The following is a 22,058-nucleotide window of genomic DNA, read 5'->3' as shown; positions in this document are numbered from 1 at the left end:
ATGGCGGTTTGCCATGCGAGATCGCACGAAAGCCAGTCAATAGAACGGCTTAGTCGGCGGATCACTCCGCCGCGACGTTCTTCTGGCCGAACCGCTTTTCGATATAGTCGGTCACCAGCGCCTCGAAATCCGACGCGATGTTCGGGCCGCGCAGCGTCATCGCCTTCTGGCCATCGATGAAGACCGGAGCGGCTGGCGTCTCGCCGGTGCCGGGCAGCGAAATGCCGATATCGGCATGCTTGCTTTCGCCGGGACCGTTGACGATGCAGCCCATGACAGCGACGTTCAGGGCTTCGACGCCCGGATATTTCTCGCGCCAAACCGGCATGTTCTTGCGAATGTCATTCTGGATGTTCTGCGCCAGTTCCTGGAAGACCGTCGAGGTTGTGCGGCCGCAGCCCGGACAAGCCGCAACCACGGGGATGAACTGGCGGAAGCCCATGACCTGCAGCAATTCCTGCGCCACCTGCACTTCGCGGGTGCGGTCGCCATTCGGCTCCGGCGTCAGCGAAACGCGGATGGTGTCGCCTATGCCGTGCTGCAGCACATAGCCCATGGCGGCGGACGATGCGACGATGCCCTTCGAGCCCATGCCGGCCTCGGTGAGGCCGAGATGCAGCGCATGGTCGGAACGCTCCGACAGCATGGAATAGACAGCGATCAGGTCCTGCACCTGGCTGACCTTGGCCGACAGGATGATGCGATTGCGCGGCAGGCCGATTTCCTCGGCGAGATCGGCGGAGATCAGCGCCGACTGCACGATCGTCTCACGCGTCACCTGGCGAGCCGACAGCGGCGAGCCTTCGGCGGCATTCTTGTCCATCAGCGCGGTCAGGAGGTCCTGATCGAGCGAACCCCAGTTGACGCCGATGCGCACCGGCTTGTCGTAGCGGATCGCCATCTCGATGATTTCGGCGAACTGCTTGTCCTTCTTGTCCTTGAAGCCGACATTGCCGGGATTGATGCGGTATTTCGCCAGCGCCTCGGCGCAGGCCGGATGATCCGCAAGCAGCTTGTGGCCGATATAATGGAAATCGCCGATGAGCGGCACGTCCATGCCGAGACGCAGCAGCCGCTCGCGGATCTTCGGCACGGCGGCAGCGCTTTCGTCACGATCGACGGTGATGCGCACGAGCTCGGAGCCGGATTTGTAGAGGGCGGCGACCTGGGCGACGGTCGAATCGATATCGGCCGTATCGGTATTGGTCATGGACTGCACGACCACAGGGGCACCGCCGCCGACGATCACGCCGCCGACATCGACGGCAACGGAGGAACGGCGCGGTTTCGGGTCGAAATCGGTGGCGGACGACATGGAAAGCTCTCGCAGGCCTTTGAAACGGGTGCCTTTCAGGTGGATCACGAAGCGGTCGTTGTCAACCGCTCCGGCGATCTCTTTTGATCGGGCGGAGCTTAGCCGTTACCGAGCAAAAGCGACGAAATTAATGCTTGGTATCTCCAATTCCGTCGGCATAGCGCGCCAGCGACGAGAGGGCGAGCACGACAAGCAGCAGCGCCGGCAACGCCATGAGCACCGGCGAGAAGCCGATATGCTCCGCGGCAAAGCCTATCGCCGACGGCGCCACCAGCATGCCGGAATAGCCGAGCGTGGTGACGACGGAAATGCCGATACCAGGCTGGAGGCCTGGAATATTGCCGGCTGCCGAAAAGGCGATCGGCACCATGTTGGAAATACCGATGCCGCAGAGCGCAAAGCCGAGGATAGCGATCTCGGCATTGGGAGCCAGTGCCGCCGTCAGCATCCCGACGATGGCAAAGACCGTACAGACGCGCAGCGTCCTGATGGCGCCGAGCCAGTCGCGCACGAAATCTCCGGCAAAGCGCATGATCGCCATCGTTGCCGAGAAGGCAGCGAAACCGAAACCCGACAATGCCACCGACGCACCCTTTTCCTGGCTGAGATAGAGCGCGCTCCAATCGAGAACTGCACCTTCCGGCACCATGCAGAACAATGCGACGATGCCGAGCAGCCAGGGCAGCGGGATCATCGGCAACTTTGCCTTCGGCTTGGCTTCATCATGGTGCGGCTGGTCGCTGAGAACCATCGGCCAGGCAACCACCAGGAAAAGGACGGCGATTGCGGTCGAGGCCTCGGCATGGCCGAGAACGCCCCAACGCGAAATCAGCAGGCCGCCGATCGCCGAGCCGAGCAGGCCGCCAAGGCTCCAGAAGGCATGGCATGAGGACATAATCGCCCGGCGCATGGATTTTTCGACCGAGACGGCGTTGGCATTCATCGCCACGTCCATCGCGCCGACGAAGCCGCCGAAGAGGAAGAGCGAGATTGCCGCTGTCCAGACATTCGACGCCAGCGTCAGAGCCAGAATCATCGGCAGCATCAGCACGGCGAGAATCTTGACGACGATATGTGAGCCGCGCACGGCGATCTGCGCGCCGGCAAGCGGCATCATCGTCAACGAGCCGACGCCGAAAACCAGGATCATTAGGCCGAGCTCGAATTTGGACAATTGCAGGCGCTCGGCAAACTCCGGAATCTTCGGCGCCCAGCAGCCAACCATGAAGCCGTTCAGCAGGAACATCAACGAGACGGCCGCACGCGGTTTTGTGAAAAATCCGCTTCGCCGGGCCTCCAGACCCTCCAATCTCGTCATGTCGTCCATAAGAATTCCTCCAAATCGGTGCCGCAGTCTATTTAAATCGATTGAAATCTCAACGACGGAAAAGAGCGGCACCGGTCACATTTCGTCTCCCTCTGTTAAAGCGGAGGCAAAGACGTCACAACCTCAAATAAATAATTCATATGCGTACGGCATTGGTAAAAAGCGCTATTGACGGCGAAAAGGTAGGCTCCTATCGGTTGAGGCCTGAAAGATTCTTCAGTCGGCCTGCTCCGGCTATCCCTTGGTGCTCCCCCGTGAAAAACCCCATCAGCTACGGCATCCTTCTTACGGTGTTTGCCTACATGCTGTTTACCGCCCACGATTCGGCGGTGAAGCTGCTCGTCTCTTCGATCCCGGTCTGGCAGGTCCTGTTCATCCGGAGCTGCACCATCCTCGCCGGCTGCTTTGTTTTCGAAGGCCCCTCCCTCGTTCACAAGGTGGTGCGCTCGCCGATCATCAAGCCGATGATCCTGCGCAGCATCATCATTCTGATCGCCTGGATCTCCTATTATACCGCAGCGTCATATCTGCAGCTCGCCGAAGTGACGACGCTCTACTACGCCGCGCCGATCGTCGGGACCATCCTCGCCACCATCGTGCTGCGCGAAAAGGTCACCTTCGCGCGGTGGATGGCCGTCGGCGTCGGCTTTTGCGGCGTGGTGATCGCCTCCAATCCTGTTGGGCTGTCGATCTCCTGGCCAGTCTATCTTGCGCTGCAGGCGGCCGTCCTCTGGGCAAGCGGCATGGTACTCCTGCGCAAGACCGCGCTTCACGAGAAGAGCCATATCCAGATGGCCGTCTCCAATATCCTCTTCATCATCCTGACCGCCGGTATGGCGATCGCCTACTGGCATACGCCGACGCCGTTCCAGATCGTCCTGCTGCTGCTCACCGGCGTCATCGCCGGCACCGGCCAGCTCGCGCTGTTCGAGGGCATGCGCCAGGCGCCCGTGTCGGTGCTGGCGCCGTTCGAATATACATCGCTCGTCTGGGCATTCCTGCTCGGCTACATCATCTGGGGAGACATCCCCGGCAGCAATACGTTCATCGGCGCCATCCTCATCCTCAGCGCCGGCTTCATCATCATCATCAGCGAACGGATGAAGCGGCGCGCCGCTGCCGCCTGAAGCGCACAAGGACAAACTCTAAAGCGCGTGACGGTCTTTCAGACACGCTTCTCGCGCTTTAGATCCTTGATACCGCTTAAGTCAGTGTAGCAAAGCTGCACCACACCGTTGCGCTACGCACTCTATCGCCAAAGGTGTCGTCGACGAATTTTTCGCGGTAAGGTATGGAACAACCCGCATCCGGCGGGACATTCGCATCCGCCGAGATGATAGAGACAGATGATGATCGACAAGTCCTTTTCCTGGCCGCGTGAGCCGATTGCGATTGTCGCGATCGGCGACTCCGGCGAGGCGCTTCTTTTGAGAGCCATTCTCGAGAGCCTTGGAGCCGTGGTGTTGCTGCATTTACCGGGAACACCCGATGACGTTCTCAAATGCCTTGATCAGGGGGCCGTTGCGCCGGAATACATCATTCTATCCGGCCACGGCGATGACACGGGTTTCGTGCTTGGCGAATTCGTCGAGGGAATCGACACGTCGGCCCTAGTTAAGGGAAGCTTGCCACCCGTCAGTCTCATGAACCGGATCGATCTTCCGGGTAAAGTCGTTTTGAGCACCGCCTGCCTGACGGGCAGCGAGGCTTTCGCGCAGGCTTTTCTTTCCGGCGGCGTACGCGCCTACATTGCTCCCGCCGAATATCCGGATGGCGCCGCTATCCCGCTCTTCGTACACGGCTTTTTCTATCATCTCCTGCAAAAGCAGGCCTCTTTGGAGGAATCCCTCAAGCTGGCGAGCGCGTTCGACGAGGCAGAATTGGCAATAGCGCTCTTCAAAGGGACGAACATCGAAGCTTCCACGGGATCGTAAGCGGCGCTGCCTCGCTTATATGGCTGCGACCACCTCGTTCCATTCGGCCCGCAGAATTCCCATGATCGCAGTATCCCACCGCTCGTCCCCGACCTTTGCGGAGGATCGCCGCACGCCTTCCCTGACAAAGCCGAGTTTTGCGTAAGTGCGGATGGCCGGCTCGTTCCAGGTGTAGACATTGAGCTCCACTCGCTCGATTGCACCTTCCGAGAAAGCCTTATCCAGAACCAACTTCAGCATCGGAGCGGCGAAGCCCTTGCCGCGCATGGCAGGCGCCAGCACCACCCTTGCTATCCGCGCCACCCCGTTCTGCCAATCATAGACCAGCTGAACATGACCCACCGGGCTTGAGCTTTCGTCCTCCGCCATCCAGCAGAGCCGCTCCGGGCGGTCGCCATCGCCCGCCTGAAGCAGGGGAGTAAGCTGCGAAGCGTCAAGCGGATGGCTGAAGCCTGGACCGCCCCATTGAGCCAACTCCCTCTCATTGTCGAACCAGCCGGACAAAACTGCGAAATGCTCGGTCGAGAAGGGTTTCAGCGATAGCATGGTAAGGGTTTCCAAGAGCGGATCGTGTTGTAGTTCAGTTGTCTGCCGCTGCTCAAACGATGTGGACAATGACGAAAGGCCGGAAGCCGAAGGCAAACACCATGTTTGCATCGGCAGTCTATGCTGGCTCATTCATAGAGCCGTAGCGACTGACGATACCGCGAGCAGGAAAGCCCCGATATCGTTTACACGCTCCATGGTTGTTTAATACACCCTCGCCTTGTTTACATCCGAAACTGTGGCGCTCCGATCGGGTTTCTTTTCATCCACCGCCAGCCCGCCATCGGACATGCCGATAGCGCCATCGGTTTTCTCCGTTTTCGCTCTCCGCCCGTCTCTGCCAAGTCTCTCCCTGCGGTCATCAGCTGTAGGAATGAGAAACATGGCACTGAAAGATATAGCGAATTCTAGGATTTTGATTGTCGGCGGCAGTTCGGGAATGGGCTTGGCGCTGGCGACGCAATCGCTTGCCGCCGGAGCAGACGTCATCATCGCCGGAAGGAATGCGGAAAAGCTCGGCCGTGTCAGCGCGGAACTGTCGCATCCGGCACTATCGACGGTGACGATAGACATTTCTCGAGAGGCGGAGGTAGCCGCCATGTTCGATCGCATCGGCACGCTCGATCACATCGTGAGCACCGCTGCCGACATCGAGGGAGCCTATGAGCTTCTGCCCAACGTGGACTTGACCGCTGCCCAAAGGGTCGTAGACAGCAAATTCTTCGGCCCGCTGCTGCTGGCGAAATACGGCACGCCCGCCCTGTCGCCCTCCGGCTCCCTCACCTTCACCTCCGGCATTGCGGCCTATCGCCCCTCGGCGCGCGGATCTGTCGTGGCAGCGATCAATGCCGCGCTGGAAGGGCTGGTGCGTGCGCTTGCAGTCGAACTGGCGCCGATCCGCGTGAATGCCGTATCGCCCGGCTGGGTCGACACGCCGATCTGGGCATTCGTCGCTGGCGACAAGAGAAACGAGACCCTGGATGCCATGGCCAAGCGGCTACCGGCCGGACGTGTCGGGCAGCCCGAGGACATAGCCGACGCCATCGGTTATCTGATGGGCAACGGCTTTACGACTGGAACTGTACTGCATGTCGAGGGCGGGCATCGGTTGATTTAACCGGCGCAAAGCCTTCGCTCGCAGCCGCCAGCAGCAACTTCAGCGGCGGCGGCTGCACGCGCCGGCGCCGCCAGATCATGACAAGCGGAACGGTTTGCGACGGCCCGGGCCAGCGCAGCTCATTGATCTCGCCGCGATCGATGGCATCGGCGACGCCTAGGCGCGGCACCAGTCCCACGCCGGCCCCCGCGGCGACCAGCCTCGCAATCGCGCCGATGCTCCCGGCCTCTGCGGCAAGCCTTGGCGGCGCCAGACCGGCGTCGGCAAAGGCCCTGTCGAACAGGGCTCGATAAACGCATCCAACCTCGGTTGCCAGGAAGTCGATCGTGGCAAGCTCGGCCAGATCCGGCTGTCGCGCGTCAAAGGCGCCGCCCTTGGGTGCCACGAGAACCAGCGCTTCCCTGGCAACCGCACGCTTCACAAAACGCTCATCAAGGCCACCGCCGTCGAAACAGAAGACGACGTCGAGCTCACCGGCTTCGAGCTTGCGCATCAACTCGCCGGTTCCGGCGATCTTCAACCGAAACCCGATGTCTGAATGTGTCGCCTGAAAGTCGGCCAGCCATTTCGGCAACCGGGCGGAGGCAATGGTCTCAAGCGCACCGATGGTGACAGTCCCCTTTTCGGAACCGCCCGTAGCGGCAATGGCTACCCGCGCCTCGTCCGCCAACAACAGGATTTCCTCGGCATAGGAGACCAGGGCGTTGCCGGCCTGCGTTAGATCCAAACCTTGCCGCGAGCGGACGAAGAGCTCGGCGCCTAGCTCCGCCTCCAAGATCTGCATCTGATCGCTGACACTCGATTGCGCGAGGTGAACCTCCTCGGCAGCGCGCGTGAAGCTTCTGTTGCGAGCGACGGCCAGGAATGTCCTGAGAAGTCTCGGATGCATCAATCAGTACCGTAATGATGTCGCAGCGGGCACGCGACGAGCAAGGGGGTAAGGCCGCGTTCAATGTTGCGGAAGGCTGCCACGCCGACCCGACCGACGTCAACGGGCAACGGGCAACGGGCAACGGGCAACGGCTCATACCGGGTATTCATCACCCGTCACGCGCCAATGCACGATGTCCGCTGCATATTGAGAAAAATATTCGCATTTGCCGCTTTCTTTCGCAGTTTTCTACGCTTTCTCGATGCGGTATTTCTGCAATGTATGCCGCATTGATCGAAACCGCTCTCAAGAAACGGAAGAAAACGATGAACTGGTTGAAGACTGTAGCCGCCGCCGCCCTCGTGCAGGCTGCGCTTCTCGTACCCGCCCATGCCGGCGACAATTTCAAGGCGATCCAGGCTGCCGGCGTGCTGAAGGTCGGCACGGAAGGCACCTATGCGCCCTTCACCTATCATGACGAGAGCGGCAAGCTCACCGGCTTCGATGTCGAGATCGCCGAAGCCATCGCCTCCAAGCTCGGCGTCAAGGCGCAGTTCCTGGAAGGCAAATGGGACGGCCTGATCGCCGGTCTCGACGCCAACCGCTACGACACCGTCATCAACGAAGTCGGCGTCACCGATGCCCGCAAGAAGAAGTATGACTTCTCCGACCCCTACATCGCCTCCAAGGCCGTGCTGATCGTCAAGGAAAGCAACAGCGACATCAAGGACTTCCCCGATCTGAAGGGCAAGAAGTCCGCGCAGTCGCTAACCAGCAACTTCGGCAAGATCGCCACCGAAGCCGGCGCCGAACTCGTCGGTACCGACGGCTTCGACCAGTCGATCCAGCTCGTGCTGACCGGCCGCGCCGACGCGACGATCAACGACAGCCTCTCCTTCCTCGATTTCAAGAAGCACAAGCCCGATGCGCCGGTGAAGATCGTCGCCCAGCAGGCCAATGCCGATTTCTCTGCCGCCATCATCCGCAAGGGTGAGCCGGAACTGCAGGCCGCCATCAACAAGGCGCTGGCCGACATCAAGGCCGACGGCACCTATGCCAAGATCTCTGCGAAGTACTTCGGACAGGACGTTTCGAAGTAAGGGAATAGGCAGAAACGCGAATTTGTGAAAAAGATGCGTCCGGGGTCATCTCCGGACGCATTCTCTTATGGAAAGGTCGCTTCTGCGTGGAGCACTGGTTGCAACTGATGTGGGAGTCTTTGGGCACGCTGCTTTGGGCAGGGCTCGTCTTCACTATCCCGCTCACATTGATCACCTTCGTCCTCGGCTTGCTGCTCGGCCTGCTCACGGCCGTGACGAGGCTATTCGGCCCGGCGCCGCTTGTGGCTGTCGCGCGCTTCTATGTCTGGGTGATCCGCGGCACGCCGCTTCTGGTGCAGCTCTTCGTGATCTTCTACGGCCTGCCGAGCCTCGGCATCCTGCTCGATGCATTCCCGGCTGCCGTGATCGGCTTTACGCTCAGCGTCGGCGCCTATACGTCCGAAATCATCCGTGCCGTCATCTCCTCCGTGCCGAAAGGCCAGTGGGAAGCCGCCTATTCGATCGGCATGAATTGGCGCCAGGCCATGAGCCGCACCATCCTGCCGCAGGCAGCCCGCGTTGCCGTGCCGCCGCTGTCGAATACCTTCATCTCGCTGGTCAAGGATACCTCGCTTGCCGCCGCCATCACTGTGCCGGAGCTGTTCCAGGCCGCGCAGCGCATCGTGGCGACGACCTATGAGCCGCTAATCCTCTATATCGAGGCCGCCGTCATCTATCTCGTGCTCAGCACCTTCCTGTCGACGCTGCAGGGCTACCTCGAACGCCGCTTCGCCCGCTCCGGCGGCACGCTAGAGGAGGCAAGGACATGATCGAACTCCAGCATATCGAAAAACGCTTCGGCGACAACGTTATCCTGAAAGATATCAGCCTCGTCTTTCCCGAAGGCACGGTGACGGCGCTCGTCGGCCCCTCGGGCGGCGGCAAGAGCACGCTGCTGCGTTGCATCAACCTGCTGGAGATCCCGACCGCCGGAACAGTCCGCATCGGCGATGAGGCAGCCACCTTCCAGCCGGGCAAGAAGCCGGCTTGGCCGGAAATCCAGAAGATCCGCCGCCAGACAGGCATGGTTTTCCAGAATTTCCAGCTCTTTCCGCACCAGACCGCGATCCAAAATGTCATGGAGGGCCTGACGACCGTCCTGCGCTGGCCGGCAGACAAGGCGCGCACCCGCGCCATGGAACTTTTGACCAAGGTCGGCATGACGCACAAGATGGATGCATGGCCCTCGACACTCTCTGGCGGCCAGCAGCAGCGCGTCGCCATCGCACGCGCGCTTGCGCCCTCGCCGCGCGTGCTGCTCTGCGACGAGCCGACCTCTGCGCTCGATCCGGAACTGGCGGCGGAAGTGGTCGACGTTCTCGGTAAGCTCGCCAGTGAAGGCACCACCATGGTCATGGCGACGCATGATCTGCGCCTTGCCTCGAAGATCGCCAACAATGTCGTCTTCCTGGAAGCGGGCAGCATCGTCGAGACCGGCTCCTCGCGCAACCTCTTCTCCAACCCCTCGCAGCAGCGCACCAAGCAGTTTATCTCGACGCTGAATGCCGGCCACAGCTACGACATCTAGGATTACCCTTTAGAGGGTTCGCCCCGGCGAATAGGCCGCGCATTGACCATGCGCGGCTTTCCGTTTAGCTCTAATGCCCATGAACACGGCATTGGTTCTCGTAGTGGTAGGAAGGCGCATGGGCAGGATGGTGTAACCATCCGGCGAAAGCACCCATGCGCGGTAAGCAGGCTCCTGACGGGGCCTTTTTTATTGCCCGAAATCCGGGCGGCGCCTCGTCAGATTTTCCTCGACTTCCCTTCCACACGACGGACAAGGCCATGACGCGCACCGAAAGCCATATCCAACCTTCACCCAAGCAGGCCGGCGAGGAGACCGTGGCGGGGCAACCAGCCGCGCAGCCGAGGCTGACAACCCTCATCCTGCTCTCGGCGCTTGCGGTGCTGCCCGTCAACATGATCCTGCCGTCGCTGCCGAAGATCGCAGCGGCATTTCATGCCGATTTCGCGCTGGTCAACCTTTCAATCGCCGGCTTCTCCATTGTCACCGCATTCCTAGAAGCCATCGGCGGTGCGATATCGGACCGTTTTGGCCGCCGGCCGGTTGCCCTGACGGCGCTCTCGGTCTTCATCGTCGCATCGATCGGCTGCATTCTTGCGCCGAATATCGGCATCTTCCTTTTATGCCGAATGATGCAGGCGTGCATCGGACCCTGCTACTCCGTGGCGCTCGTCATCATCAAAGAGACATCAAGCGATCGGGAGGCAGCCAGCAAATTCGGCTATCTCGCCATGGGATGGGCACTGGCACCGATGGTCGGCCCGCTGTTCGGTGGCACGCTGGACGAGCTTTTCGGTTGGCAGGCAAGCTTCGTCGTCCTGGCGATCTTCGGCATCGCCGCCTTCGTCCTGTCTCTGCGCGAATTGAAGGGATCAAGAGCGCCATCCTCGGCAGCGCCTGGAAACTACCTCGCCTCCTATGGGCTGCTTCTGCGCTCCGCGCGGTTCTGGGCCCATACACTCTGCATGGCTTGCTCGATGGGCGTGCTCTACATCTTCCTCGGCGGGGCGCCGCTCACAGTCAGCGATACGCTTGGCGGCTCCAGCGCAAGGCTCGGCCTTTTCATGGGGCTGGTTCCGTCCGGTTTCGTTCTCGGCAGCTATCTGGCTGGCCGCTACGGGGCAAGAATTCCGCTCGGCACGATACTGGTCATTGCCCGGCTTCTTACCTGTATCGGCTTGATGTCTGGCATCGCCCTGTCGCTGTCGGGCGCGACATATGCTCTCGCGCTCTTCGGCCCCTGCATCTTCATCGGCATCGGCAATGGTCTCACCATGCCGGCCGCCAACAGCGGCGCGATGTCGGTTCGCTCGGATATGATCGGGACGGCTGCAGGGCTTGCCGCCGCCATGCGGATATCAGGCGGCGCGCTCATCGGCGCCGTTGCGGGTCTATTCCTCGAACAGTTACCCACGATCCATACGCTGTTCGTCCTGATGCTGATATCCGCCTTGCTCGCACTGCTGTCAGCATTTTGGGCCGCCATCATCGAAAAACGCTTTTGCTAACGGGCAACTTCCGGCACGCGCTCCGACGCACTGGCTCGTGAACGAAAAGAGCATCCTCCAGCGGTTCCTCGCGATCAAGGATAGTCAAACTGGCAGAAGCCTATAGCCCGGTGTTTCCCGCGCCACCCGGCCGAAGCCGGTGATGTGGCCGCCGGCAACGATCCAGCCTTCGCGGGCGGCATCCTCCAAAACGGCCATGCGGGTTCCAACCGCCAGCTCGGGATCGAGATCATAGGCTAGTCCGATCTTCGGATCGCCGGGCTGCAGATCCCCCAGATGCAAGGTATCGCCCCAGAGAAGCAGGGAATGGTCGCTGCCGCGAAGCAGATAGCCGATATGGCCGGGCGTGTGGCCCGGCAGCGGACGCGTCTCTATGCCCGGCAGCACTTCGCCTGCCCCGATCCGCCTCATGCGCGGCCCATAGACGCGTAGCAGCTGCTCGGCAATCTTGAAGCCGCCGCGTCTCGCTTCCGGCAGAGCCTCTCGTTCGGCCGGATCGGTGAAAAAGGCCATATCGCGCTCCGACACGAACACGTCTGCATGAGGGAAATATGCCTCGCCACCATCGAACAGGCCGAGCGCATGATCGCCATGGATATGGGTGAGCAAGATACTCCGGATTTCATCCGGCGAGACACCCGCATTACGCAGTGCTGCGCGCGCATGACCGTATTTCGGCCCCCACGACGTGCCCGTACCGGCATCGACCAAAAGAGCCCCGGCAGGCCCGCGCAGGAGGAAGCAGTTCACGTCAACCTGAAGCGTCGACTTGCCCCAGTTTGCGATTGCGTGCTGCCGGGCGACATCGCCATCCGCGTGGATCAACACATCCGCCGGCGCCTCAAAGAGGCCGTCAAGCAGAAGCGTAACGTCGTACTGCCCGACATGCAGGGAATGATTGGTCATGACTGCGCTCCGCCTGAGATTTACAAAAAGAAAAGGGGCGGGCGGATCAGTGAGCCGCCCCTTTCCCCATTCTTAGCTATCCTCAGGCGCCGTAGACGACAAGCAGATCCTTGGCGTCGATCTGGTCGCCGGCGCGCACCAGCACCTCGGAGATCGTGCCGTCCTTTTCGGCGTGCAGCGCCGTCTCCATCTTCATGGCCTCGATCGAAACCAGCACATCGCCCGCCTTGATCGCCTGGCCGGGCGAAACGAAGACGGTGGAGATGACGCCCGGCATCGGAGCACCGACATGGGCTGCGTTACCGACATCGACCTTGCGGCGAACAGCGCTGCCGGAAGCGCCATGGGCACGATCCGGCACCTTGATGCGGCGCGGCTGGCCGTTGAGCTCGAAGAACACGGTCACCATGCCCTTCTCGTCAGTCGCCGTCATCGCCTGGTTGACGATGACGAGGGTCTTGCCCTTCTCGATTTCGGCAAAGAGCTCGTCGCCTTCCTTGAGGCCATAGAAATAAGCCGGCGTCTGCAATACCGAGACCGGACCATAGGTATCGGCCGCAAGTGCATAGTCGGTGAAAACCTTCGGATACATCAGGTAGGAGGCGAATTCGAAATCGTCGACCTTGCGCTCGAGCTTGGTCTCGATGACCTTGCGCTCCGCATCGAGATCCGCTTCGGCGAGCAGAGAGCCGGGGCGCACGGTATAGGGCTTGTCGCCCTTCAGCGCCTTCTTCTGCAGCGCTTCCGGCCATCCGGCCGGCGGCTGGCCGAGATCGCCCTTCAGCATGGAGACGACCGAATCCGGGAAGGCGATATCCTTGGCCGGGTTTTCGACATCGGCAACCGTCAGATCCTGACTCACCATCATCAGGGCCATGTCGCCGACGACCTTGGAGGACGGAGTGACCTTGACGATATCGCCGAACATCTGGTTGGCGTCGGCATAGGCCTGCGCCACCTGATGCCAGCGGGTTTCGAGACCGAGCGAGCGGGCCTGTTCCTTGAGATTGGTGAACTGTCCGCCCGGCATTTCGTGCAGATAGACTTCCGAAGCCGGTCCCTTGAGATCGCTTTCGAAGGCGGCATACTGGTGGCGCACGGCTTCCCAATAGAAGGAGATGCGGCGGATCCATTCGGGATCGAGACCCGGATCGCGCTCGGAGCCTTTGAGGGCCTCAACGATCGAGCCGAGGCACGGCTGCGAGGTATTGCCCGAAAGCGCATCCATCGCCGCATCCACGGCATCGACGCCGGCATCGACCGCAGCCAGCACGGTTGCGGCTGCAATGCCCGACGTATCATGCGTGTGGAAGTGGATCGGCAGCCCGGTCGCCTCGCGCAGTGCCTTGAACAGCACCTTGGCAGCCGCCGGCTTCAACAAGCCTGCCATGTCCTTTAGCGCGATGATATGGGCGCCTGCCTTTTCCAGCTCGACGGCGAGATCGGTATAGTATTTCAGATCGTATTTCGGGCGGGCAGAGTTGAGGATGTCGCCGGTGTAGCAGATCGCCGCCTCACAGAGCTTGTTCTCCTCGGCAACCGCATCCATCGACACGCGCATGTTCTCGACCCAGTTCAGGCAGTCGAAGACGCGGAAGAGGTCGACGCCGCCCCTAGAGGCCTGACGGACAAAATACTTCACGACATTGTCGGGATAGTTCGTATAGCCGACGCCGTTGGCGCCGCGCAGCAGCATCTGGAGAAGCAGGTTCGGCGCGCCCTCGCGGATCAGCGACAGGCGCTCCCACGGGTCCTCCGTGAGGAAGCGCATGGAAACATCGAAGGTGGCGCCGCCCCAACATTCCAGCGACAGGAGCTGCGGCAAAGCGCGGGCATAGGTGCCGGCGATGCCGGCAATATCATAGGTACGCATGCGCGTGGCGAGCAACGATTGATGGCCGTCGCGCATGGTCGTGTCGGTCATCAGCACGCGCTTCTCGTTGCGCATCCACTCGGCGAATTTCTGCGGACCGAGCTTGTCGAGCAGCTGCTTGGTGCCATCGGGCACATTGCTGTCGATATAGGGCAGCACCGGCTCGGCCGCCTTCGGCGAGGGCGCGGGACGGCCGCGGGCTTCCGGATGGCCGTTGACCGTAACATCGGCGAGATAGGTGAGAAGCTTGGTGGCGCGATCCTGGCGCTTTACCTGCTGGAACAGCTCCGGCGTCGTGTCGATGAAGCGCGTCGTGTAGCTGTTGTCGCGGAACTTCGGATGAGTGATGATCGCTTCGAGGAAGGTAAGGTTGGTTGCAACGCCGCGGATGCGGAATTCGCGCAGCGCACGGTCCATGCGGGCGATCGCCTCCTGCGGGTTCGGCGCCCAGGCAGTTACCTTCACCAGCAGCGGATCGTAGTAGCGAGTGATGATCGCGCCGGTATAGGAGGTGCCGCCGTCGAGGCGGATGCCGAAGCCGGACGCGGATCGATAGGCGGTGATGCGGCCGTAATCCGGGATGAAATTGTGCTCCGGATCCTCGGTCGTCACGCGGCACTGCAGCGCATGGCCGTTGAGGCGGATGTCTTCCTGCTTCGGAACACCCGATTCCGGCGTGCCGATGGCAAAGCCGTCGAGGATATGGATCTGCGCCTTGACGATATCGATGCCGGTGACGACTTCGGTCACCGTATGCTCGACCTGGATGCGCGGATTGACTTCGATGAAGTAGAATTTGCCGGTATCGGCATCCATCAGATATTCGACGGTGCCGGCGCCGACGTAATTCGTGGCTTCAGCGATCTTCAGCGAATAGGCGGCCAATTCCTGGCGCTGCGCCTCGGTGAGATAGGGCGCCGGCGCGCGCTCGACGACCTTCTGGTTGCGGCGTTGAACCGAACAGTCGCGTTCGAAGAGATGCACGACATTGCCGTGCGTGTCGCCCAGAACCTGGCTTTCGACGTGGCGGGCGCGCTCGACGAGCTTCTCAAGATAGACCTCGTCCTTGCCGAAGGCGGCCTTCGCCTCGCGCTTGGCCTCCGTCACTTCCTTGGCGAGATCGGCCTCGGAGCGGATGACGCGCATGCCGCGACCGCCGCCGCCCCAGGAAGCCTTGAGCATCACCGGATAGCCGATTTCCTCGGCCATGCGGGCAACTTCCTTTATATCCTCCGGCAGCGGCTCGGTTGCCGGCACGACCGGCACGCCGACCGAGATCGCCAGATTGCGCGCGGCGACCTTATTGCCGAGCTGGCGCATCGTGTCGGCGCGAGGCCCGATGAAGATGATGCCGGCGGCATCACAGGCATCGACGAATTCAGGGCTTTCCGACAGCAGGCCGTAGCCGGGATGGATGGCATCGGCACCGGAAAGCTTGGCGACGCGGATGACCTCCTCGATCGACAGATAGCTCTCGATCGGCCCGAGATCGCGGGCAAGATGCGGGCCGCGACCGACCTGATAGCTTTCATCGGCTTTGAAGCGATGCAGCGCGAGCTTGTCTTCCTCGGCCCAGATGGCCACCGTTTTTATGCCAAGCTCGTTGGCGGCGCGGAATACGCGAATGGCGATTTCGGAACGGTTGGCTACCAGGATCTTGGAAATGGGCAATGCAGTCTCCTCACGGCATCGGAACGGGCAATGCTGCACCCGCGAAGAAAATTCTTAACTTCTTGTCACAAGAAGTGTCAATTTCTCCGATCGTCGGAAATCGAAATTATTGCCGCTACGGAATAAGTCCGTTTCTGAAAGCGATGGCGACAATGTGCTGCCGGTTCTTTGCCTTCAGCTTGTCCTGGATGCTGTTCATGTACCAATCGACGGTGTGGTTGGAGATGACGAGCAGGCGGCTGATCTCGATCGAGGTCATGCCTTCGGCAAGGTGGCTCAGCACCTCCATCTCGCGCTTGGTGAGCTTCGCATCGACATTGGCAGCTTCCTCGAGAGACTGCGCCTCGTCGCGCAGTTCCAGCAGCCGCCAGAACGTCTTTCTGGCCACGGCATCGAAGAGAGACAGCTCCGTCGGGGATAGGTCCACCGCATCGCCGCCGATCGTCAAGCTGCCGAGCAAGCCGTTGCGCCCGTGAATCGGGAAAATGTAGCCGTCGACCAGGCCGTTGGCGCGGGCGTCCGCCATCATCTGCTCCATCCGCCGGCGCAGGGGATCGCTCTTGAGCGCGGTCATGGCGTCGCGCCAGCGGAACGGCCGCTGCGCGCGGCTAAGATGGCGTGCGACCGGATCGACAAGCATGTATCGCTTGTTCTGGTAGGTCAGCGGCCACTTCTCCGGCCAGCGACCGGCCAGCATGAAGCGCCCAAGATCAATATTTGGCCTCGGCTGCTTCAGCAGGCCATAGAAATCGAACTTGTAGGAACGAAGCACCAGCTCTAGTTCGGCAACGACATTCTTGGCAAGCTTGCATTCCTCGATGACCACAAGCAGTTGTAATAACGAATGGATATTCACATCTACCCCTTGGCTTTGCAGCCTGAATTGCTGGCGCCCGGACATTCTCATCGATGTCTCGCCTGGCCTAAAGCGCGTCCAATCGCCGGCAACATACTCAGACCGGAACAAAATTAAACGCTTTTGGCGAAATTTTTATCATTCAACCTTGGATGGCAGATCTTGCGCTGCATGGCAACGCAACACCAAGGTGGCATTAAAGTGTCATATTTTAACCAAAACCGATAGGGTCAACGACATAGGCTCGCGCGCATGACGCGAAAAATCGCTTTGAAAAACAGTGTCGGATTCCGTTAATCGCCGGTTCAGGTAGCGATCTGTAGCATCCCAACATTCCGAGTTTTGCCGATGCAAAGAGGGTGCCAGACGTGTCACTGTTCAAAGTCTATGCGAGAGCCCTGAAGTATCTTGGCGCGTATCGTTATCGCGTTTGGATGGTCGTGATCGCAAACATCGCCTTGGCGATGACCACCATCTACGAACCGGTTCTGTTCGGCCGCATCTTCGATGCGATTGCCAAGAAAGAAGCCGTTACACCGACCATGATGCTGTGGGCCGGCTTCGCAGTCTTCAGTGCCGTAGCCTTCATCGTGGTGTCTCGCGAGGCTGACCGTCTTGCGCATGGCCGCCGCGCATCCCTGCTCACCGAGGCATTTGGCCGCATCATTTCGATGCCGCTGTCCTGGCACAGCCAGCGCGGCACGGCAAGCGCGCTGAACACGTTGCTGCGCGCCTGCGAAGCCCTGTTCGGCCTGTGGCTCGAATTCATGCGCAATCATCTGACGACCGCCGTCGCGCTCGTCGTAATGATCCCGACCGCCATGGCGATGGACCTGCGCCTGTCGGCTGTGCTCATCCTGCTTGGCATCTTCTACTGGAGCATCGGCCGCCTGGTTATGAACCGTACGAAGGACGGCCAGAATTCGGTCGAAGGACACTACAACACCGTCTTCTCGCATGTGAGCGACTCGATCAGCAACGTTTCGGTGCTGCACAGCTACAACCGTATCGAAGCTGAAACCAAGGCCTTGAAGTCCTTCACGGAGAGCCTGCTGGCCGCCCAGTACCCGGTTCTGGACTGGTGGGCGCTTGCCGGCGCGTTGAACCGCACGGCTTCGACCGTCGCCATGATGGCGATCCTGATGATCGGCACCGTGCTGGTCCAGGACGGCAGCCTGAGCCTTGGCGCGCTGATCACCTTCATCGCTTTCGCCAACGTACTGATCGGCCGTCTGGAGCAGCTGCGCAACTTCGCCAACCAGATTTTCGAAGCTCGCGCCAAGCTCGTGGACTTCTACTCTCTGGAAGATTCCGTCCGCGACCGCGAGGAGCCGGCCGGTCTCGCCGAGATCAAGGACGTCAAGGGCGAGGTGGAATTCCGCGACGTATCCTTCGGCTTCGCCAACTCGTCGCAGGGCCTGCACGACATCTCCTTCAAGGTGAAGGCCGGCCAGACGGTCGCCATCGTCGGCCCGACCGGCGCCGGCAAGACGACGCTCGTCAATCTGCTCCAGCGCGTCTTCGACCCGCAGAAGGGCCAGATCCTCGTCGATGGTCACGACATCACCAAGGTGACGCGCAAGTCGCTGCGCCGCTTTATCGCCACCGTCTTCCAGGATGCCGGCCTGCTGAACCGCTCGATCAGCGACAACATCCGCCTCGGCCGCGAAGGTGCGACGCAGGAAGAAATGATCCGTGCCGCCCAGGCCGCCGCCGCCAACGACTTCATCGAGACCCGCGAAGGCGGCTACGATACCCGTGTCGGCGAGCGTGGCAACAAGCTCTCGGGCGGTGAACGCCAGCGTATCGCGATCGCTCGCGCCATCCTCAAGGATGCGCCGATCCTCGTGCTCGACGAAGCCACAAGTGCGCTCGACGTCGAAACCGAAAACCGGGTCAAGACCGCGATCGACAACCTGCGCCAGAACCGCACGACCTTCATTATCGCCCACCGCCTGTCGACGGTACGCGAGGCCGACATGGTCCTCTTCCTCGACAACGGCCGGATCATCGAGAACGGCAGCTTCAACGAGCTCAGCCAGAGCAACGGCCGCTTCGCCGCTCTGCTGCGCGCCAGCGGCATCCTGACGGACGAAGAAGTCCGCAAGGCATACGCCACGGAAAACGAAGCCGCCTGATCTTCGCAAGGGGCCCAAGATCGAAGCCGGGAGAGCACCGCTCTCCCGGCTTTTTGCTGCCGAGGCTTTGAGCCTGGCGACGATTGTCACGCAGGGGCGACGCCGGGTTCGATGTATGCCCCTCACCTCAGGCCCATATGGCCCTCTCCTCGTTGAAACGGAGAGAGGGGGTTTACCGCGTGAGACCAACGTCTTCAGTAGTCGGCATATGCGAGATGGTGCTGCAAACATGGAATAATCCCCTCTCCCTGCAGGCAGGGAGAGGGTTAGGATGAGAGGCTTTGCCTGCTGGAAATTTGCGCCCGGAATACACGGCCACCCAAAACGAAGAAAGGCCCGGCGGGAAAACCGGGCCTTTCCGCTTTCTGATCGGAGGTCAATTCGATTGGGCGGCACCAGGAGTTAGCATCGGCGCCCAACCGGGATCGGATCAGAATTTGCGCTCGAAACGGAGTACGCCAGCCCACTGATCGCGATCGGCAGCATCCCAGTTCGTGTAGGAAACTTCCGGCTGAACCAGAAGGTCCTTCACGGGACGCCAGGCAACATTGGCGGTCGCAGCGAAGATCTTCGAGTCGGTGTAGGCGACCTGAGCATTGGCCTGCAGCTTCGGAGTCAGCTGATAGCTGGCACCGGTCCAGAAAGCCCAATCGCCCCAGCCGCAATCGGCGCCATTGGTCGGGCAAGCGGAGCGGTTGCTGTTGAGGTAGGAGCCGGCATACTTGTTCAGCTTGTCGCCGTCGGTATTCCAGCCGCCCATCAAGAAGGCCTTGAAGGCACCGAAATCGGCATCGACGCGAGCCTTGATCGCGCCCTCTTCGACGACGCTGTCATAGCCGCCGATGACGCGGAGCGTCCAAGCACCCGTCTTGTAGCCGGCACCGAGAACGACGTCCGGAGCGTAGTGATTGCCCTTGCCGGTCTGCCAAGCGCCGCCATAGGACGAGGTATCGCCCGAGGAGTTGGAATCTTCGACCGAGATTACAGCGGTGAAGCCGTTGCCGGCATCATACTTGTAGGTCAGCTGGTTGAGTTCCTTCGGGCCGTCATAGATGACATCGTCGTTGATGACGTTGCCGGCATAGCCCATGTAGGAATTGTACTGCGAGTCCGCCTTACCGACGAGAAAACCACCGAGGCTGATATTGGCCCAGAGCAGCTTCGTGCTGGTCGAGTTACCGTCGTTCCAGTCCCAGCGGACCACCGTGTTGGTCTTCAGCGGACCGTATTCGGTGTCGGTCGCAGTGTCGACCGACAGCTCTGCGCGGGTATGCCAGAGCGTGCCGTTCTTGCTGCGGGCGTTGTAGGCATCGTACCATTCGCCTTCAGTACGGACGCGACCGCCGACCTTGAGGCAGGTTTCCGTGCCGGGAATGAAGAAGTAGCCGGGGCCATAGGCATCACAAATGCGAACATATTGAAGCGGTTCCGGCTCGGCAGCCACGATGGCGTCAGCCGCCTGCGCACCCGATACAGCTGCCAAAGCGGCGGCCGAACCGAGAAGAAGACTTCTGATATTCATAGATTACTCCAATTCAGTATCGATTGGACATGAGCTATCGCGCCGAGAATTCGACGTCCGCACCCATTTCCCTATTTTGACGATCCCCACGAATGCGCGGCTATCCCCCTTGGAAAAACCGGCGACGCGATGGCGGCACTTCCCGAGCGCCGTCACATCGACGATATAACAATTAAATTTTGCACAACAAGATTTTGGGCACTTAAATTTCTGCCGCGGCGCAGCGCAAATATTTTGCGTTGCAGAAAAATCACGTCACACTTCCTTCGCGAAAGTGTCACAAACATTATTTCAAGGAAATCAGATGGTTGAGCCGCGCCATATGCGCGGCTGCGCTGAGGGCTTTTCAGCGGCGCTTCGCGATAAGAGCAACCACCGTCGTAGCTCCCGCCGGTATCTTTGCAGAACGCTGCCCGGCAGCCTGAAGCCGCCTGTTCTCGAGATGATAGGCATAGAGGAACTGCGCAGTGATCCCGATAACGACATAGATCGCACCGACGACCGGGCTCTTGTTTGTCACGTAGAGAAGAACCTGACCGGCCATGGCGAGGATCGTGCCCGCAACGAAGATGTTGAGCGAATGCCGCCCGAGGATCGTCAGCGGATGTTGGGCAGAACGACGCAGGAACTGCGAAATCGCAGGCACGCTGACGATCAGATAGGCCAGCGCCAGCACATGCAGCAGCCGCGGCAGCGACAGGAAGGTCTTGTCGAAGCCGGTGACCACGGTTGGCAAGCCGAGCATCGCCAGATAGTCGCCGAGCACCCAGAGCTTGTCCGTGACCCAGACGAAGGACACGAGAACATAAACAGCGGCAAGCGCGATCAAGGCCGGATGGGCAGGTATCCGGCCGCCCTTCTTCACATGCATGCAGGCGGCAAAGCCGATAACGAACAGGAATTGCCAAGACAGCGGATTGAGGAACCAGAAGCCTTCAAGCAGTGTCGTGTGGGGCGCGATGTAGTAGATGCCCGACACCAGCCAAACGCCGGCAGAAACCAGAAGCAGCAACAGCGGGCTCTTCGCCTCCAGCAGCATGATCAGCGGCAGCATCAGAAACAGGGCGGCGTACATGGGCAGGATATTGTTGTAGCCGATCTGATGCCCAAGCGTGAGCAGCGCCGGAATACCGCCGGCCGGGTCCATCAGCAGGGCAAGGATATTCACCTCGCACAGCAAGCCCTTCTGCTGGAATATCCACGCACCGGAAATGAACAGCACCAAGGTCACGAAAGTCGTGATCATATGCGCGGTATAGAGCGTGAACGCGCGCCTGACCGCCTTCCACGCCACAGACAGCCGGTTGCCAGCAGAAAACGGGGTTCCGTAGGCAAGGCCGACCGATATGCCGGAGATCAGCACGAAAGCTTCGGCGCCATCGGAAAAACCGAAGTTCTTCGAGGTCATGAATTCGAAAATCTGCCCGGGCACATGATTGATGAAGATCATGATCAGAGCCAAGGCTCTGAGGACATCGAGCCGCGTATCCCTCTGAGACATCGGCTTTGGCAGAGTGATCTGCTGTGCCGTTGCCGGGCCGATATTCGCCCTCGAGCTCATGAAACTCTCCTGTTCCGTCCATCAAATGCGATCGAAGCCAAAGAGTTCCCTCCTTGCCGTCGAACGACGACGCAAAACAGTGCAGAAATGCGACTGTCTAATCGGCCATCCCTCCTGAAAGGGATAACCGCCTGCAAATTACGATGACCGAGTATCCCGCCGCATCGGGCGCTTTTGAGACGGAACCAGACATTTTTCCGCCCGGCGGTTCGAGGTCCACCGAAAAGCCACCCCATATCGAAGGCAGCCTCGGCGTAACATGGCGTCCGCCATCTTGATACAACG

General features: G+C 60.6%; 17 protein-coding genes. 8 read left to right on the top strand and 9 right to left on the bottom strand.

Annotated elements, in window-relative coordinates; translation table 11 throughout:
• Positions 1-61: 61 nt before the first annotated feature.
• Positions 62-1,315, bottom strand: coding sequence for a flavodoxin-dependent (E)-4-hydroxy-3-methylbut-2-enyl-diphosphate synthase (ispG, locus tag QD461_RS05130; protein WP_414086744.1), 1,254 nt, complete (start codon positions 1,313-1,315; stop codon positions 62-64).
• A gap of 127 nt (positions 1,316-1,442) precedes the next feature.
• The gene (locus tag QD461_RS05125) at positions 1,443-2,642 is read right to left on the bottom strand and encodes an MFS transporter (protein WP_414086743.1); all 1,200 of its coding nucleotides are present in this window, start codon (positions 2,640-2,642) and stop codon (positions 1,443-1,445) included.
• A gap of 254 nt (positions 2,643-2,896) precedes the next feature.
• Here QD461_RS05125 and QD461_RS05120 point away from each other — a divergent pair, with 254 nt between their 5' ends.
• Together QD461_RS05120 and QD461_RS05115 are read left to right on the top strand one after the other, a co-directional pair.
• A complete protein-coding gene (locus tag QD461_RS05120; RefSeq protein WP_414086742.1) occupies positions 2,897-3,769 on the top strand; it encodes a DMT family transporter in 873 nt (290 codons plus the stop codon).
• 219 nt (positions 3,770-3,988) lie between these two features.
• On the top strand, positions 3,989-4,576 hold the full coding sequence (locus QD461_RS05115; protein ID WP_414086741.1) for a hypothetical protein: 588 nt from the start codon (positions 3,989-3,991) through the stop codon (positions 4,574-4,576).
• Between the two features lie 15 nt (positions 4,577-4,591).
• Here QD461_RS05115 and QD461_RS05110 read toward each other — a convergent pair whose 3' ends face one another.
• Positions 4,592-5,122, bottom strand: a complete 531-nt coding sequence (locus tag QD461_RS05110) for a GNAT family N-acetyltransferase (RefSeq protein WP_414086740.1) — start codon at positions 5,120-5,122, stop codon at positions 4,592-4,594.
• 382 nt (positions 5,123-5,504) lie between these two features.
• Between QD461_RS05110 and QD461_RS05105 the strand changes: the two genes are divergently transcribed.
• On the top strand, positions 5,505-6,239 hold the full coding sequence (locus tag QD461_RS05105) for an SDR family oxidoreductase (protein WP_414086739.1): 735 nt from the start codon (positions 5,505-5,507) through the stop codon (positions 6,237-6,239).
• Here QD461_RS05105 and QD461_RS05100 read toward each other — a convergent pair.
• Positions 6,190-7,128, bottom strand: coding sequence for a LysR family transcriptional regulator (locus QD461_RS05100; RefSeq protein ID WP_414086738.1), 939 nt, complete (start codon positions 7,126-7,128; stop codon positions 6,190-6,192). The genes QD461_RS05105 and QD461_RS05100 overlap by 50 nt on opposite strands.
• A gap of 308 nt (positions 7,129-7,436) precedes the next feature.
• Here QD461_RS05100 and QD461_RS05095 point away from each other — a divergent pair, with 308 nt between their 5' ends.
• The 4 genes from QD461_RS05095 to QD461_RS05080 all read left to right on the top strand — a co-directional run bounded on the left by QD461_RS05095 (position 7,437) and on the right by QD461_RS05080 (position 11,246).
• Positions 7,437-8,210 carry an amino acid ABC transporter substrate-binding protein gene (locus tag QD461_RS05095; protein WP_414086737.1) on the top strand — a complete coding sequence of 258 codons (774 nt, stop codon included), beginning with the start codon at positions 7,437-7,439 and terminating at the stop codon, positions 8,208-8,210.
• 107 nt (positions 8,211-8,317) lie between these two features.
• On the top strand, positions 8,318-8,980 hold the full coding sequence (locus QD461_RS05090) for an amino acid ABC transporter permease (protein WP_414086736.1): 663 nt from the start codon (positions 8,318-8,320) through the stop codon (positions 8,978-8,980).
• Positions 8,977-9,738, top strand: coding sequence for an amino acid ABC transporter ATP-binding protein (locus QD461_RS05085; RefSeq protein WP_414086735.1), 762 nt, complete (start codon positions 8,977-8,979; stop codon positions 9,736-9,738). The genes QD461_RS05090 and QD461_RS05085 overlap by 4 nt, the downstream gene beginning before the upstream one ends.
• Positions 9,739-9,998: 260 nt before the next feature.
• Positions 9,999-11,246 carry an MFS transporter gene (locus QD461_RS05080; protein WP_414086734.1) on the top strand — a complete coding sequence of 416 codons (1,248 nt, stop codon included), beginning with the start codon at positions 9,999-10,001 and terminating at the stop codon, positions 11,244-11,246.
• Between the two features lie 84 nt (positions 11,247-11,330).
• On the opposite strand, the gene aidB is transcribed toward QD461_RS05080, so the two are convergent.
• The 3 genes from aidB to QD461_RS05065 all read right to left on the bottom strand — a co-directional run bounded on the left by aidB (position 11,331) and on the right by QD461_RS05065 (position 16,552).
• Complete coding sequence (gene aidB, locus QD461_RS05075; protein ID WP_414086733.1) at positions 11,331-12,152, bottom strand: AidB family quorum-quenching N-acyl homoserine lactonase; 822 nt, start codon at positions 12,150-12,152, stop codon at positions 11,331-11,333.
• 82 nt (positions 12,153-12,234) lie between these two features.
• Positions 12,235-15,696, bottom strand: coding sequence for a pyruvate carboxylase (gene pyc / locus QD461_RS05070; RefSeq protein WP_414086732.1), 3,462 nt, complete (start codon positions 15,694-15,696; stop codon positions 12,235-12,237).
• A gap of 115 nt (positions 15,697-15,811) precedes the next feature.
• Positions 15,812-16,552, bottom strand: coding sequence for a helix-turn-helix transcriptional regulator (locus tag QD461_RS05065; RefSeq protein ID WP_414087065.1), 741 nt, complete (start codon positions 16,550-16,552; stop codon positions 15,812-15,814).
• Positions 16,553-16,920: 368 nt separating this feature from the next.
• Here QD461_RS05065 and QD461_RS05060 point away from each other — a divergent pair, with 368 nt between their 5' ends.
• Positions 16,921-18,690, top strand: coding sequence for a glucan ABC transporter ATP-binding protein/ permease (locus QD461_RS05060; protein ID WP_414086731.1), 1,770 nt, complete (start codon positions 16,921-16,923; stop codon positions 18,688-18,690).
• Between the two features lie 430 nt (positions 18,691-19,120).
• On the opposite strand, the gene QD461_RS05055 is transcribed toward QD461_RS05060, so the two are convergent.
• On the bottom strand, positions 19,121-20,212 hold the full coding sequence (locus QD461_RS05055; RefSeq protein ID WP_414086729.1) for a porin: 1,092 nt from the start codon (positions 20,210-20,212) through the stop codon (positions 19,121-19,123).
• A 346-nt stretch (positions 20,213-20,558) separates the two neighbouring features.
• Complete coding sequence (locus tag QD461_RS05050; protein ID WP_414087064.1) at positions 20,559-21,713, bottom strand: OpgC family protein; 1,155 nt, start codon at positions 21,711-21,713, stop codon at positions 20,559-20,561.
• Positions 21,714-22,058 lie beyond the last annotated feature (345 nt).

The sequence above is a fragment of the Rhizobium sp. BR 314 genome (genome assembly GCF_047445805.1).
GTDB classification, from domain to species: domain Bacteria; phylum Pseudomonadota; class Alphaproteobacteria; order Rhizobiales; family Rhizobiaceae; genus Rhizobium; species Rhizobium lusitanum_B.
Note: the sequence above shows the minus strand (reverse complement) of the source record. Positions and strands in the feature narration are given on the sequence as shown.